Source organism: Ruminococcus sp., assembly GCF_024684275.1.
In genome coordinates, this window is the sequence record NZ_JAIKXF010000020.1 from 1 (window position 1) to 15,744 (window position 15,744).

The window sequence follows — 15,744 nt, forward strand, 5'->3', positions numbered from 1 at the left end:
GGTATCCATCAGAAGGCTGACGCCTGCGAGTTCGGCATTATCCCTGCCAAGAGCAAAATGGGACTGGACATCATGTCTATAAATCTTCTTCTTGAGAACGAGTCCGATCCTGTTGTATGGAGAGGTCCTGTTATTGCAGGAGTCGTAAAGCAGTTCTGGACAGACGTTATCTGGAAGGATATTGATTGCCTCGTAGTTGATATGCCTCCTGGAACAGGCGATGTTCCGCTGACTGTATTCCAGTCTTTGCCTGTAGACGGTATCGTTATCGTTACATCTCCTCAGGAGCTTGTTTCCATGATAGTTGAGAAGGCTGTAAAAATGGCTAAGCTGATGAATATCCCTATTCTCGGTATCATCGAGAATATGAGCTATTTTGAATGTCCCGACTGCGGCAAGCGCCACAGCATCTATGGCGAGAGCCATATAGAGGAGATTGCTGCTCAGTACGATATTCCCGTGCTGGCTAAGCTCCCTATTGATCCGCAGCTTGCAAAGCTCTGCGATCAGGGTACGATAGAGCTCTTCGAGAGCGAGTGGCTCACAGAAGCAGCTGAGAAGATAGTTTCGCTGGAAAAGTGAATCAGATGTATGGGACGCCGTCATTGGCGTCCTTTTTGTCTTTTGGCAAGTGAAAAGCGGTAATATCCGTCCTTTCTTATGTTCTCAAAAGTTGGTTTTTGAGTTGCCCTAAAGTGAATTGCTTTTTGTAAGTGAGTATCAGTCCGTGCACGGTTATTGGACTTTACATACAATTATGAAGCCGGCGCATCAATAATGTCATCTCAGCCTTTTTCCGCATATAATAAAGCGGAAGGAGTGATCTTATGGAAAAAGCAGAAATTATCGCCATTGCAGTTGTAGCTGTTATTGCTGCCGCGGAGCTGTTCTGTCTGTTTATATGCTCAAAGCTGCGAAACAAAAGTTATCCACTGTGTGCTGTACTGCCTGTGACTGCACAGGATAATGAGCTCAGGCAGCGTCTGGAATACATAGCCTCTATTATCGAGGACGGAAGTGCTTTCATCGGAGCTGTACTGCTCATAGATATTGACGGCTCGCAGGAGCAGTTACAGCTTTGCAGGGATTTCTGCACTCACTATCATGTTATGGAGCTTATAAAAATTGCAGACATTGAAAAGCACTTGAAGAATTGAGAACTTAAAATGGAGAATTATAATATCACTTTTTACGCCGCGCAGCTTGCTATTCCAAAGCTTTTGTGTTATAAGCGGCGAGCCGCCGCAGCCTTTTTCGCGTAAAAGTATAGCAGAGCAGAAAATTTTATGCCGCGCAGCTTGCTATTCCATAGCTTTTGTGTTATAATATAAATTGTATTTTTATGTGCAGAGGTGAAAACGGTGGAGCACGAGGTCCTTCACATTGAGGGCACTGTGGAAAATGTCCTTTATAAAAACGAAAATAACGGATATATCGTCCTTGACCTTGATGCAGGCGGTGAGCTTATCACCGTTGTGGGAGAGCTTGGCGACATTGAGGAGGGCGAGGGACTTATCCTTGAGGGGAGCTACATAACTCATCCACGCTTCGGCACTCAGTTCAGCGCGGTGTACTGTGAGAGAAAGCTGCCTGAAACTGTGGTAAATATTGAGAAATATCTCGCTTCGGGAGCTGTTAAGGGCATTGGTCCGGGGCTTGCAAAGAAGATAGTTGAGGTCTTCGGAGACCGTACTCTCGATATTATGGAGAACGCTCCTTTTCGTCTTTCTGAGATAAAGGGCATATCTCCCAAGAAGTGCGACGAGATAGCCGCAGAGGCACAGAAGCTTTTCTGCCTGCGCAATCTCATGTCATTCCTGTCCCAGTATGAGGTGAAATCACGCTTTGCCATGAATACCTACAGGAAGTACGGCTCTGATGCAATGACGCTCCTTAAACTGAATCCATATCTGCTTTGCAGTGAAAGCATAGACCTTGAATTTGCAAAAGCTGACACTATCGCCCATGATATGCATATAGCCCGAAATGACAGCAAGCGCATACTCGCAGGCGTACAGTATATACTCCGCGCCAACAGCGGCATAGGCCACACCTGTCTGCCGCTGGAGGTGCTTGCAAAAAAAGCACAGGACGTTCTCGGCGTATCGGAAAGCGACTTCTACGGCGCTTACAACGCCGCTCTTGATGATGACGATCTTTTTGAGTATGTCAAGAATGATATTGAATTCGTATATCTCCCGGATTATTTCTATGCGGAAAGCTTTATTTCCGACAGGATACACGTTCTTAAAGACTTTTCCTCTCCCGAGGACTTCAACTATGATACCCTCATTGACATAGAGGAAGAGGAGCATAACATAAAGTATGAAAAGCTCCAGCGACAGGCTATAACCACTGCTGTTTCACGGGGGCTTATGGTGCTTACGGGAGGTCCGGGTACAGGTAAGACCACTACACTCAACGCTATCATTTCTATATTTGAAAAGCGCGGCATGAAGGTGCTCCTTGCTGCTCCTACAGGCAGAGCCGCTAAGCGTATGTCTGATTTGGCAGGCTGTGAGGCAAAGACCATACACCGCCTCCTTGAAGTGGTATACGACTCGGGAGACAGGCTTACCTTCGCCCATAACGAGAATAATCCCCTTGACTGTGACGTGCTTGTTATAGACGAGATGTCTATGGTAGACGTGATATTATTTGAGAAGCTGCTCCGTGCGGTAAGGCTTGGCTGCCGGCTTATCATGGTGGGGGACAGCGACCAGCTCCCCTCTGTAGGCGCAGGAAATCTTCTCGGTGACATAATCGACAGCGGCATAGTTCCCGTTACTGAGCTGAAGGAGATCTTCCGACAGGCTCAGCAGAGCGCTATTGTCACAAACGCTCACAAGATAGTCAGAGGCGAATCCCCCGACCTTGAACGCAAGGACAGCGACTTTTTCTTTTTCAAGAGAAGCGATTATCAAATGGCTTTGCAGCTCATAGTTGACCTTGCCAAGACCAGACTCCCAAAGGCATATAACTATTCTCCCACCGAGGATATACAGGTACTAACTCCGTCGCGCAAGGGCGTAACGGGAACTGTTGAGCTCAATAAGCTCTTGCAGTCAGAGCTCAATCCTCCTGCTAAAAACAAGCAGGAGAAAAAGGGCTACGTATACACCTACCGTGAGGGTGACAAGGTCATGCAGACGCGGAACAACTACGACATCACATGGTCTAAGGACGGCGAGCAGGGCGCAGGCATCTTCAACGGTGACATCGGACGCATTATCAGCATTGACAACAGAAGCTCCCTTGCTGTTATCGACTTTGACGGCAGAAAGGCTACCTACACCTTTGACCTGTTGTCTCAGGTAGACCTTGCCTATGCAGTAACTGTACATAAGAGTCAGGGCTGTGAGTTTGAGGCTGTTATACTCCCCATAATGGGCGGCTTCGATAAGCTGTGCTACAGGAATCTGCTGTACACGGCGGTTACAAGAGCAAAAAAGCTCCTCATAATCATCGGTACTGAGGAGAATATATATAAAATGGTAGACAACAACAAGCGCACACGGAGATACACCTGTCTGCGCCATATGCTCGCAGGGACAAGCAAAAGCAGTTCTCCCTTTGAGCAGTAAGAAAGGAAGATAAAAATGGCAAATACTGATATCGGTATCGACCTCGGTACCTCAAATATCGTTATGACTATGGGAAATAAGGGCGTTGTACTCAGCGAGCCCTCTGTAATAGCCTACAACACAAGAACGGAAAGAGTTCTTGCTGTAGGAAAGGAAGCCTATGAGATGATAGGCAGAAATCCCGACTATATCGCCGTAAGACGTCCTATCAGCGAGGGAGTCATCTCCGACGACGATCTGACACACAGCATGATACGTGAATTCATATTAAAGGTCACAGGCAGACAGCTTATGAAGCCCCGTATAGTCATCTGCATACCCTCCTTCATTACCGACATAGAGAGCCGTGCAGTCGTAGAAGCTGCAAAGAGCGCAGGCTCAAGACAGGTATACCTCATTCAGGAGCCTATTGCTGCTATGATAGGCGCAGGCGTAAACATAACAAAGGCTAAGGGACACATGATAGTTGATATTGGCGGCGGAACTACCGATGTTGCTATAGTTTCCATGAACGGCGTTGTACGTTCACACACTGTCAAGGTCGCAGGAAATGCCATAGATCGCTCTATCATCAAGTATATGCAGAACAAGTACAAGCTCCTTATCGGTGAGAGAACTGCCGAAAAGGTCAAGATAGAGCTGTGTAACCTTTATGACCCCAGCGACGAGATGACCTACATAGTTAAGGGCAGAAGCCTGCTAAAAGGTCTGCCTGCACAGGTGCTTCTCAGCGAAACAGAGCTTTTTGAGGCTATCGAGGACGATACCTTTACCATTATGGAGGCTATCCGCAAGGTGCTTGAGGAAGCTCCACCTGAGCTGGTGGGAGACATCTATGACAATGGCCTGCTTCTCACAGGCGGCGGTGCTCTGCTGGGCGGACTTACTCAGCTCATCAAGCGTACACTCGGCATAAACTGCAATATTGCAAAGGACTCGATAAACTGTGTTGCAAAGGGTACAGGCATGGCATTCGGCAGAATGACTACCCTCCTTGATGGATTTGAAGCAGCAACGGTGTATAAATACAGATAAAGCGCTAAAAATATCAAATGAGAAGCAGGGACTGATGTCAACATCAGGCTGTAAATAAAAAGTGTAATTAAAAGGGGCGATGTTCACATCGCCCCTGCATTTTTTATATATGCACTGATAACTTGAAAACGACAAAAGGCGCTTGTTAAAGGCAGTTCCTTCTTATCAGCAAACATTCGCTGTACTTGACAAATCCCAGCTTTTCTGCTGTACGTGCCGAGCCGAGATTGGAACGCTGACAGGACCATGTTGGCTGTCGATATGGGAGTATCTCACGTATTACAGCGGCAGCTGCCGTATATGCAAGACCGCGTTGCTGATAGGCTTTTGAAGTTTCAATGCCTATATCTGCCTCATCTCTGCTGACAGCAGATGAGAAAGCCCATGAGGCAGCTTCGTTTCCGTGCATTATGCAGACTCCTGTGCCATATTTGCTGAACTGTTCAAAGCTGTCCCAATAGAGCGATGGCGCCACTGTACCTGTAATGCTGTCAAAAAGCTCACTGTCGATATTTCTGAGGCAAAAGCCTTCGGGAATGTGTATATCGGGGGGAGTCTTAGCGGCGTATCTGTAAATATCACGAGGAATAAGCTCAACTCCGCCCATATCTGCAAGCTTTTGGGATAATGACCTGTCATTGCACATGAGTTTCAGATTTTCCGTAAGGATAAGCTCGTGTATCTCTTTGAGCTCATCATCGTCAGGCTTTCCTGAGATAAATGTGAAGTTGTTTTTGTGACGGATAAGTATGCAGTTTTGTGCTTCATAAATACTGCCGCTCTGATATTTTTCAGTGACGGAAAGCGGAAAAACTCTGCATATGTCAATGGTTTCCGCACAGTTGATAAAGCGGCTGCATTCGTCTGGAAAAATTGTTTTCATTGCTTCACCTCTGAGTAATAAAAAGCTCCCCGAAGGGAGCCTGTCATTATATTATCTTGTTTACGTAAGGAACGAATTTAAGCAGTCTCGTTACTGCATAAGAAATGATAAGAGTAATTATGCATATCCCGATGACAGCTATAGTGCCGCCGTGCTCGAATGGATTGAACTTCATAACGGCGAAGATGAATTTAAGCACCGCCATATGTATCAGATATATGCCGAAAGAGCAGTTGTCAAGCTCTGCGGCGATAGTGTCGAGGACGGGGAAAGGCTTGTTCCTTGTTCTGCGGAAAAATCCGTAAGCTCCCACAGAAGCAGCTATATACACAGGGAATGAGTAGCCCTCAAGAAGCGCCTTGACCTTACCGCTTGTTTCCGGAGCTGTTTCAGCTGATGTGCAGCTGTAAACCGTCAGCATAGCGGTTATTCCGATACAGATGAAAAACATCAGTCCGCAGGCGTTCTTCGGAAGCTTGATTATGCCCGTGTGGAGCACATTACCGAGGAACAGATACAGCGGATAGATACTGAACACGCATATATAAAACGGCAGCTTTTTGCCCGAAACTGTCTCTATAAATGGCAGCACCGACAGAAATGTGCAGTACACAAGGAGCAGATACTTCAGGTCGTTTGGCTTTGCGTTGGTGCTTATCATCTTGTAGAACGGGAGCAGGAGATATATCGCCAGCATAAGGTAGATATACCACATATGCGCCCAGCCTGTTCCTAAGAATATATCACTGAATATATCCTTTACGGTCTCTCCTGCGGACGAATGCTTTATCAGAGCAGCATCGAATACTGAAAAAAGCACCGAGAATACCACAAGAGCTATTGCCATACGGGGAATGTATTTTCCGAAGAGCTTCTTGTTTGAAAGGATACGGTTCCTGTCAAGAAGTAGAGCTCCGCTTGCCATTACGAAGCAGGGCACAGCCCACATCATGGCGTTTCTTATTGAGAGCATAGTGCTCTGAGCGCCTGTTGCTGCCGCAAAAGCATTGGCTGCGTAGAATGCGTGAAGCACCACAACAGCTATGCAGGAAACAGCTTTAAGGCGGCTCAGATAAAGTATGCGGTTATTCATTGAAAAGTCCGCCGCCGCCGATGCAGCCGCCGTTAGGATCAGGTGCCTGTGTGGGAGCCTCAGTAGGTGCTACATACTGTGTAACAGGCTCAATATACTGAGTTGCAGGCTCGATATACTGTGTTACAGGCTCCTGATATGCAGGCTGAGTATAAACAGGCTCCTCATAGTAGGACTGCTCGATCTCAGAAGCAGGCTCTGTAGCTTCTTCGGTTTTGTTTGTCTCAGCGATCATCTTTTCAGCTTCCTTTGTGCTTACCTTTTTGTCAGAGAGCTTGGAGATATACTCGATGTAAGCCATGTCCTTGTCCATGAGCAGCTCACCCAGCTCAAGATCGCCGAATGGGAACTGGTGGAGCTCAGCTTCCTTATCGTCTGAGAATGTTATCTTTACCGTGTATCCCTGAGTTGCAATCTCGTCAGTGTCGCCGTAGGTAACGTCGCTGGTCTTAGCGGGAACGTAGTAGAGTCTGCGTCTTTCGTTCTTAGCAAAGATGTCCTTTGCCTCAAGCATACTTGCAGGATACTCCGCCTCGGTATCAGCCTTGACTGTGAAGCCCTTTATGTCCTTGCCTGTCTTGTTGTCAAGAGTGATGATAAAAACAGAGTCGCCAGTAGCCTTGTCGCCTATGATCTTCATCTGATCCTCAGATGTTGTAGGCTCTGTAGCTGCTGCCTTTGTAGCAGGGGCAGTTGTTGTTGGCTGCGGATTTGCCGCAGTAGTTACTTTGCCGCAGCCTGCAAGTGCGAGAGCTGCGATGAATGCTATTGTACCAATTAATTTCTTCATGATTTATCCTCCCTCGGTCAGCTCATTACTGAGTCTTTCTGGTACATCCATGTACCTGACTGACCGTATGTTATCATATAACCGTTTCTCTTTGTTTCCTCTGCAAAGTCAGGATCACAAACATAAGTTGTGCCGTCGAATGTTATCTCTACCCATGAATGAGGTCCGTATCCGCCTGCCTTCAGAGGAACACGTCCTGATATCTGATGTGCGTCATAGCCGAGAAGCTTTGCCATTTCGCAGAACATAGCTGCCATAACGTAGCAGTTGCCCTTGCCGTTCTTGAAGCCGTAGTCCGCATACCACTGCATAGTGGTCTTTGAGTCCTTCGGGAAATCGTTAGGACCGTAGTAGGGGATAACAGCAGCATTGAATGCGCTCTTGAGATCCCAGCCTACCTGATCGAGCTTTTGCTTAGCAAGAGGATAGGGGCAAGAGGTAGTCGTTGTTGTCGTTGTAGGCGGCGGTGCGGTAGTTGATACTGTCCAGTTGGTCTGTGAAGCGTAGTAATCCTTTCTCGCCACTACAGCCTGCACGATAACAGCTGCTGCAAAGTTTATAGGAGCTGATGAGTTGAACTGAGCAGCGTCAACAGTGACCTTGCCGTCCTTGTATTTTACAGAATTGATCTTGATATCGGGAATTGCTGTATATTTAGCATCGGGCTCGGCTATCTTGGTAACATATGCCATATTTACATAGCCCGATACGCCGTTTATATTGACATGACCGTAAGTTCCGTCGCTGTAGGTTATGGTGAACTTCTGTCCCGGAAGTATCTTGCCTAATGACTCGGAATTGAAATTGTGTTCTTTTCTGATGTTCATATATTCAGTTACAGCTTCTGAGGGGACATATGTACCTGCATAAGCTGAGGAACAGCCGCAGGGAGCCTTTACGACCGCTGTCTTTACCTTGTATGCTTCGGGATCAAAGAAAGCAGGCTTTACCATAAGCACTGAATCTTTGAAGAAGCTTGAATCATATTTATCTGTGTAGCCCTTTACCACTGTCTCGGAGAAGTAAGGGGAAAGAGCCTTTTTCAGCTCGTCAGTGGACTTCACCACAGTGCCGCCTGCCTGTATGTCAAGCTTTTTCAGAGCGTCTGTGAATCCGCTCTGTATGCGGTCTGTCACAGCCTTGAACTGTAAGCTTCTTGGATTGCTGAGGATCAGCTTTCTGAGGCCGGAGATGTCATAGGAATTTACAGCTCCGTCGCCGTTTATGTCAGCTGCCTCCGACTGTGATTTATCAAGCTCAGCCTTTCCCAGTACATAGTTCTGGAGCAGAGTGAGGTCATCTGCGCTGATAATACTGTCATTGTTGATGTCGCCTTTTGAGAGAGCGTAGGTCGAAGCAGGCATAACAGCAGCCGTAGAGATCGCAGCAGCCAGCAGTACGCTCATCACCTTCTGATGCTTCATAAGAAAATCTTCCTTTCATATAAATCGTTCTATAATAACATAACGTGCCGACGAAAGGAAATGTGACAAAAATGGCACGATTTTTTTGAAAAATTACAGAACGCAAAAAATAACTCGAAAAACGTGGATCATTTCAGCTTGTCAAGCTGAGCCTCCGTGAAGTACAGGGTTCCGTCGTCCAAAGAGACGTAATTATCCTGTATTTTTTTGAAAACAGCGATATTTCCGCTTCTTACAGGGGAAAATGCGCCTTTTTTTATGTTTTCATCATCTGTGATGAAAAATATATATTGTTCTCCCTTTTCCTGACGTGATCTGCTGACGCCCTTTTCATAGACGGAGTACTCCTCGGGAGAGGAGATATATGCGTCGGGGTGTTTGCCGAGATAATCCTCGGCAGGGATATATCCGCCGCTGAAAAATACCGTTATCCTGTCTTTTTCTTTGAGCTCTCCCTTGTAGGAGCTTATAATGGTTATATTTTCTGCGGTAACGGCAGTGCCGTTAATAGAAGTATACAACATTTCGTCTGCATTTGCAAGTACCACGGCGCTGGAATCATTATACATACCTTCCAGTACAGCCCATGTGTTTGCAGGCTTGCTGATGCCGGGCCCCTGCTGTTCGACGGCTGTATCCTTTGGATATATCTGCTCCTCGGTGAGCGTTTTGTCACGAAGGGGATATATTATATCCGGGGATACTGTCATATCGCGCCCTGTGCTGTTATTCTCATGTGTGACAGCCATATCCTCGGTTTTAGGCGCTGTTGTAGTGACTGTGTCTTGAACGGCGCAGGTCTTTTCTGTTGTAGATACAGTACGTGCAGTCGTATTAACAGCAGCAGTCCTTGCGGCTGTAGTACGCAGTAAAGCCTCGGTTCTCTGCGCAGTAACGGTCTTTGCCGCAGAGGCTGATGTTGTTTTTTCGTAAGCTGTGCCTGTTACCTTTGCTGTTGTAACAGAGGTATCCTTTACTGACCGTGAAGAAGTAACGGCAGTGGTTGTGACAGGTACAGCTGAGGTCACCGATTCTGAGTTAGTTTCTGTGACGGTCATTATCTCGTCCTTGCCGTTCCCGAAATCCACCTTGCTTTTTGGCATAAGAGCGAAAACTCCGACTATTATCGCTATCATAGCGGCAGCCGCAGCAAATCTCATAACAACAGGGAACAGACGCTTTTTATGATTATTTTCGGAGAGCCTTGCAAACTCCGTGAGAAACTCTTCTTTTCTGTCGGGCTCGGGGAAGTCAAAGGCTTCTCTGAGGGCTTTTTTCTCTTTATCTGTCATATAAGCTCCTCCTTTCCCAGATACTTATGCAGCTGTCCGAGGATACTGTTTATCCTGCGGTTCAGTGCAAAACGTGACATATTATGCAGCTTTGCGATAACGTTCACGGGGACATCATTTATGTAGCGGAGAAGGATTATCTCTCTGTCCTCATCTGAGAGCTTTGCAAGAGCCTGTTTCAGCTCAAAGCCCGACAGAACGCTGTCCTCTATATCCTCATCGGCGGCTTTATCCTCGGGGAGCTCCGCAGTCTTAGCCTTTCGGAACTCGTCACAGCAGAGGTTGCCTGCGATAGTATAGAGAAGCTGCAAGGTCTTATCGACGCTGTTATAGTGTGGGTGTTCGAGGTAGCGAAGGAAGGTCTCCTGAGTAATATCCTCGGCAGTCTCCTTATGGCGGACTCTTAAAAGGCAGTAGCGGTAAACCTTATCGTACTGCTCGTCAATGCTTATTGACATGAGTCCACCCCCCTTCGCGCACTTATAAAATACATTATATCATAGAATAAGTAATAAAGCAACATCAGCAGGGGATAATTCAGCTTAAATGGCTAAAATATAGCGTATTGTATCCGCTTTTTGTAGAAACTGCATTAATAAAGGGGAACTCCGTGTCGTGAAGCTCCCCTCTGAATTGTCCCCCGATGCAGAGTCCGTATTAACTCCGGTGCGGACTCTGCGGAATACGGTTTATGCTTGCCGCTGATGTGCAGATGCGGCTTGTATGGTCTTACTATAACAGTCTATGCTTAAAAAAATCTTAAAAAGGACTTATTCCAGTGAATTAAGTACACCGATGAATATCGGAATATACGTATCCGTATCGAATATGCAGTATACGAAAGGTCTGTCGAAAACGACTTCCTTTTCAGGCTTTTGCGGCATAGCAGTATCCTTTGTTGCAACTAAAGTCGCTGCGGCAGCCTTTGTGCCGTTTTCATCGAGGTCGATGAAGGTCTTGTGAATTACATAACCTATGGATAGGGGATTCTTGTCAGCGATAGCTGACATATTAGTGAAATCTGCGCCCTCTGAGAATGCAGTTAGCATACCCATAGCTATAAGTTCGTCGTTGAGCTCGTTTTCGTACTCATACTTGAACTTTGGCAGCTTCATGCTTGCCATTTCATAGTTTGTGGTGCGGTATTCCGAGATAAGCTTGTGGAGCTTTTCGGAAGACATCTCCTCAATGTAAGTATCGATAGGAGTATCCTCACTTGGCAGCAGTGCTGCAAAGCCATAGCGTCTGCCCGAATAGAACTTTATCATGCCCTCGGTGTTCTCATCTGAGGTGTATATCTCAGAGCTGCACAGCATTTTTGCTTCCTGCTCGGTGCCGTCAGCAGCTGTGAACTTGCCGTCCTTGACCATGTTTTTCTCATACTGATCCATCCACTCAGCCTCAAATGCAACAGCATTTACGAGGTACATAACGTCCTCGGGCTTTATTTCGTTGAGTATCTCAGGTATCATCTTGTTGGTCTTTGCGTTTACCCAGTTATTAACGTCCGCAAGGGTTGTTTCGTCAAACGGGGCGATATAGAACTCGGAATCGTAGTAGTCCACACAGTTCTGTATAAACTCGGGACGAGGCTGGATACGGTTCTGGTCATTTCTTACCCATATAGAATTAGCCGTGCTGAATGACCATTTAGCCCAGTCGCTGCTGTTTACGGTGCTTTCGCGCTGACCTTTGAGATAGCGGTTAAGGCTTGCCATATCCATGCCGCCGCCAAGAACGTTTTCCATTTCTTTAAGAGTATCTCCAACAGCACCGTTGGCTGTCATGCCGAGAGCCTGAGAGATAGAGTAAGGCGAGATAAGATCGTTTTCGCCCTTTCCCTCACTGTAAGTTCTCTGTAAGAGCTCAATGGTGAAATTGGTCTGACTGTCGATAAACTCCTTGTAGCCCTGATAATCGGCCATATAGATACCGCTTGTATTGGGCGACTTCTTGATACCCTCACAGAGGTTTCTTGCAGCAGTTTCAACGTCAGGCTCGGGAGCTCCCGTAATATCCTTGACAATGAGCTTTCTCATGCCGATAAGGTCGAAGATGTCCATGCTGCCGTCCTTGTTCACATCTCCTCCGGGACCGGGCTCTTTATAAGCAGGGAAGAGCACCTCGCAGTCGTCGCCGCGGAGATAGCGCTGGAAAAGAACTATATCAGCAAGATTGAATGTATAGTCAACATTTACATCGCCTGGGATTACTTCGCCGATAGGCTTTGTAGCCCATGCGGTCAGAGTGTTTGCGGCAGCAGGTGCTGCGAGACACAGTGCTGCTGAAGCTGCGATAAGCTTTTTGAATTTCATAATAAAACCTCCTCTTAAATAACATAATATAAGCACACCTGTGCTGTTTCACTTAGTATAACGTATTTCACAGGTGAAATGTGCGGCAGAAATTGTAAATAATTTGTGAACATTTATGAAGTTGATCTTATGTTTTGCTTGACATTTTCTCAGATATATGATATACTGAGTAAAATTGAACCGAAAGAGGTGTGAGGATGAAAAAATAATTCACTTTTGAGTACATGAATATTTAAACTGACAGTGGGCTCTATGCGTACTGTCTTATCATGTTGCCAAAAGTGGATTATGTTCTCATAACCTCTTTTTTGTGCGCTTTTTAATAATATTTGTGGGGATGGCTGTACAGCTATGCTCTTTTTCTGAGGTTATAGGTACGTAATGGAACTTTTTGGCAGCAAAGAGTTCCATTTTTTTGACTTCGGAAGGAGAGATGAATATGTCACAGATAAACGTAAACGGACTGACATTTTACTATGAGGGAAGCTTCGATAATATTTTCGAGGACGTTTCCTTCTCAATAGATACCAACTGGAAGCTTGGCTTTATCGGGCGCAACGGCAAGGGAAAAACCACATTTTTGAAGCTCCTTCTCGGGCAGTATAGCTATCGAGGAAGCATTGACAGCTCTGTTAGATTCGAGTATTTCCCGTATGTTGTATCAGCGGAGCAGGCAGAGCTTACGGCATCTGAGTTCATAAGCGATATAAAGCCCGACTGTGAGGAATGGCGCGTCATATGCGAGCTCTCACAGCTCCGCGAGGAGGCTGAGCTGCTGTATCGTCCTTTCAGTACACTCAGCCACGGAGAGCGTACAAAGGTACTGCTGGCAGTATTATTTTCGGGAGAGAATGACTTTCTCCTCATAGACGAGCCTACCAATCATCTGGACGCAGAGGCAAGGGAGACGGTCAAGGAGTATCTTGCCTCGAAGAAAGGCTTTATATTGGTGTCTCACGACCGTGACCTGCTGGACGCCTGTACCGACCATGTGCTGGTGCTGAACCGCAGGTGCATAGATGTGCAGAACGGGAATTTTTCAAGCTGGTGGGAGAACAAGCAGAAGCGTGATCAGTTCGCTGTAGCCGAGAATGAAAAGCACAAAAAGGAAATAAAAAAGCTGAAACAGGCAGCAAAACAGACAGCGGACTGGGCTGACAGGAATGAGCGCACCAAGATAGGCTTTGATCCCATAAAAGAGCATGACAGATGTATCAGCACAAGGGCTTTTATCGGAGCTAAAACAAAGAAAATGCAGAGCCGTGTCAAGAACATTGAAATGCGTATCGGCAGGGAAATAGAGGAAAAAGAGGGGCTTCTCAATGATATTGAGCGTACTGCCGAGCTAAAATTGTCTCAGCTCACACATCACAAGAATACCCTTATAAATATCAGGGACTACAGCGTTCAGTACGAAGGCGCCGAGAATAAGGTCTTTGAGGGGCTCTGCCTTGAAGTGAAAAGGGGAGACCGTATAGCGCTCCACGGCGGCAACGGCTGCGGAAAATCAACGCTGATACGCAGTATACTCAGTAAGGCAGGCGTCGCTGAGATCAGCACAAAAATCATCGAAAACGGCATTTGTGAGACAGCTTCGGGGCTTATTATTTCTTATGTGGATCAGGATACATCGGGACTTAGCGGAAATATTGCCGAATACTGCGACAGCCGCGGACTTGACCTAAGTATGTTCTGCACTATCCTGCGTCAGCTTAATCTTGAACGTGCTCAGCTTGCGAAAAAAATAGAGGAATTCTCTGAGGGACAGAAAAAGAAGGTCCTCCTTGCGGCAAGTCTGCTGACGCCTGCTCATATCTACATATGGGACGAGCCGCTGAATTATATCGACGTGTTTTCGCGGATACAGCTTGAGGAGCTTCTTCTCAGCTATAAGCCTACTATGCTTTTTGTTGAGCATGATGTGCGCTTCCGTGAAAAGATAGCAACAGGTATCAAGAAAATGTGAATTTGTCGGAGTTCCCCGAAAATAGTGGGAGCTCCGACAATTTTTATACCTTGACATTCCGAATTAAATATGTTATATTTATTAAAGAGATGCAGATATAGTATAGTGGTCATTACTTCAGTTTCCCAAACTGATGAGGCGGGTTCGATTCCCGTTATCTGCTTGTGCAGAGCCTGCTTCTGTGAAAAACGACCTCAGCATTGCTGAGGTCGTTTTTTATATGTATTCAACTCCGTTTTTAGTCAGCTTTTCATACTGCTTTGCTGCTTTTTCAGCCTTGAAGCGGCAGCCTGTACTGCTTTTCAGCAGGGAGGTTTTTAACCCAGCCTTGACAGCGCCAAGAGCCGTAGCTCCTACGCAGCCGCACTCGTCAAGACCGCAGACAGCGACTTCATCGTAGCCCTGAGAATGAAAAAATTCCCGGAATTTCTTAGATGTAAATGCATCGGGAAGGTTCTTGTCAAAGAAAAGGTCAGAAACGATGTCAAGTCCGCTGTAAAGTCCTGCGCCCTCGGTGCCGGCTATAGAAAAGCCGATTATCCAGCGGTTTGTGATGATATTCGGGAATATCTGGGAGATATAGATTATATCCCAGCCCTTTTCCTTATAGCTGCGGACAGCCTTATTTACATTATCTACCAGTTCAGGTGTATCGTAGCTGAACATGGGCTTTCTTTTCTCCCACAGATAGTCATTCTGCATATCAATGACGAGAAGTGCTTTTTTACTCATGATTATCCTCCTTAGATCAGAAAACGTGAAATATTATCGGTGACGAGTAGGCGCAGCTGTGCCCCGTCGGTAAGGTCAATGCCGGCGTACTGCTTTAGCTCCTCATATTTGAGAAAAGCGAGCTCGTTAAGGCTTGTGAGCTGGAATGTGAGCAGCCGACACTCTGCTTCGGATTTAGAGCCGCCGTAATGTGCCATGACAAAGGGCAGGCTCTCCATGCCTGTTTGCAGGTCACGCTCAAGCAGGATATACCGTGTCACCGCTCTGGCGATGCCTATGTTTTTGAGCATAAGAGACATCATGAATATGTGCAGTTCTATGAGCTTATCCTTTGGCGGAAGCTCCGATGACATAACTTCTGCAAAGCGCTTATCTGCGGCAGCTGCCCTGCTTAGAAGCTGTGAGAATACCTCTGCAAGGAGCTTCTCCCGTGAGCCGAAGCAGTAGTTTATCATGGCAAGGTTTACTCCTGCAGCTTCGGTGATAGCTCGCGAAGTCACTTCGGTGGGATCGCCGCAGCCTGTCATAAGCTTTTCGGCAGCTTCAAGAAGCAGTTTTTTAGTTCGTTCTATATCTCGTTTCATAGTTGTGTCCTTTCAAATTAAACGCGTTTAATTATATTATACACAG

14 protein-coding genes and 1 tRNA gene are annotated in these 15,744 nt (G+C 46.4%); 6 read left to right on the top strand and 9 right to left on the bottom strand.

Translation table 11 applies throughout. From position 1 onward, the window contains the following. From K5677_RS02110 to K5677_RS02125, 4 genes are all read left to right on the top strand, one after another. The coding region (locus K5677_RS02110; RefSeq protein WP_296724110.1) for a P-loop NTPase at window positions 1–582 on the top strand (582 nt) is incomplete at its 5' end. A 245-nt stretch (window positions 583–827) separates the two neighbouring features. Continuing rightward, window positions 828–1,157: a hypothetical protein gene (locus K5677_RS02115; RefSeq protein ID WP_296724113.1), complete on the top strand. Its 330-nt coding sequence runs from the start codon at window positions 828–830 to the stop codon at window positions 1,155–1,157. A gap of 204 nt (window positions 1,158–1,361) precedes the next feature. After that, a complete protein-coding gene (locus tag K5677_RS02120) occupies window positions 1,362–3,584 on the top strand; it encodes an ATP-dependent RecD-like DNA helicase (protein WP_296724114.1) in 2,223 nt (740 codons plus the stop codon). A gap of 15 nt (window positions 3,585–3,599) precedes the next feature. Beyond that, complete coding sequence (locus tag K5677_RS02125) at window positions 3,600–4,619, top strand: rod shape-determining protein (protein WP_296724116.1); 1,020 nt, start codon at window positions 3,600–3,602, stop codon at window positions 4,617–4,619. A 145-nt stretch (window positions 4,620–4,764) separates the two neighbouring features. Here the strand turns inward: K5677_RS02125 and K5677_RS02130 are convergent, their stop codons facing one another. The 7 genes from K5677_RS02130 to K5677_RS02160 form a co-directional block, all read right to left on the bottom strand. Then, complete coding sequence (locus K5677_RS02130) at window positions 4,765–5,502, bottom strand: GNAT family N-acetyltransferase (protein WP_296724119.1); 738 nt, start codon at window positions 5,500–5,502, stop codon at window positions 4,765–4,767. Between the two features lie 46 nt (window positions 5,503–5,548). Then, window positions 5,549–6,595 (bottom strand): acyltransferase, encoded by a 1,047-nt coding sequence (locus K5677_RS02135; protein ID WP_296724121.1) that lies wholly within the window; start codon window positions 6,593–6,595, stop codon window positions 5,549–5,551. Next, a complete protein-coding gene (locus tag K5677_RS02140; protein WP_296724124.1) occupies window positions 6,588–7,385 on the bottom strand; it encodes a hypothetical protein in 798 nt (265 codons plus the stop codon). The genes K5677_RS02135 and K5677_RS02140 overlap by 8 nt, the downstream gene beginning before the upstream one ends. 17 nt (window positions 7,386–7,402) lie before the next feature. Beyond that, window positions 7,403–8,809: a dockerin type I domain-containing protein gene (locus K5677_RS02145; protein ID WP_296724125.1), complete on the bottom strand. Its 1,407-nt coding sequence runs from the start codon at window positions 8,807–8,809 to the stop codon at window positions 7,403–7,405. A 128-nt stretch (window positions 8,810–8,937) separates the two neighbouring features. Beyond that, on the bottom strand, window positions 8,938–10,101 hold the full coding sequence (locus K5677_RS02150) for a hypothetical protein (protein ID WP_296724127.1): 1,164 nt from the start codon (window positions 10,099–10,101) through the stop codon (window positions 8,938–8,940). Continuing rightward, window positions 10,098–10,559 carry a sigma-70 family RNA polymerase sigma factor gene (locus K5677_RS02155; RefSeq protein WP_296724129.1) on the bottom strand — a complete coding sequence of 154 codons (462 nt, stop codon included), beginning with the start codon at window positions 10,557–10,559 and terminating at the stop codon, window positions 10,098–10,100. The genes K5677_RS02150 and K5677_RS02155 overlap by 4 nt, the downstream gene beginning before the upstream one ends. 312 nt (window positions 10,560–10,871) lie before the next feature. Next, window positions 10,872–12,416 (bottom strand): serpin family protein, encoded by a 1,545-nt coding sequence (locus tag K5677_RS02160; protein WP_296724131.1) that lies wholly within the window; start codon window positions 12,414–12,416, stop codon window positions 10,872–10,874. 439 nt (window positions 12,417–12,855) lie between these two features. Here K5677_RS02160 and abc-f point away from each other — a divergent pair, with 439 nt between their 5' ends. Both abc-f and K5677_RS02170 read left to right on the top strand, forming a co-directional pair. Next, window positions 12,856–14,382 carry a ribosomal protection-like ABC-F family protein gene (gene abc-f / locus K5677_RS02165; protein ID WP_296724133.1) on the top strand — a complete coding sequence of 509 codons (1,527 nt, stop codon included), beginning with the start codon at window positions 12,856–12,858 and terminating at the stop codon, window positions 14,380–14,382. A gap of 91 nt (window positions 14,383–14,473) precedes the next feature. After that, window positions 14,474–14,545 (top strand) — tRNA-Gly (locus tag K5677_RS02170). 53 nt (window positions 14,546–14,598) lie between these two features. On the opposite strand, the gene K5677_RS02175 is transcribed toward K5677_RS02170, so the two are convergent. Further along, window positions 14,599–15,114, bottom strand: coding sequence for an isochorismatase family cysteine hydrolase (locus K5677_RS02175; protein ID WP_296724134.1), 516 nt, complete (start codon window positions 15,112–15,114; stop codon window positions 14,599–14,601). An 11-nt stretch (window positions 15,115–15,125) separates the two neighbouring features. Further along, complete coding sequence (locus tag K5677_RS02180) at window positions 15,126–15,698, bottom strand: TetR/AcrR family transcriptional regulator (protein WP_296724136.1); 573 nt, start codon at window positions 15,696–15,698, stop codon at window positions 15,126–15,128. Window positions 15,699–15,744 lie beyond the last annotated feature (46 nt).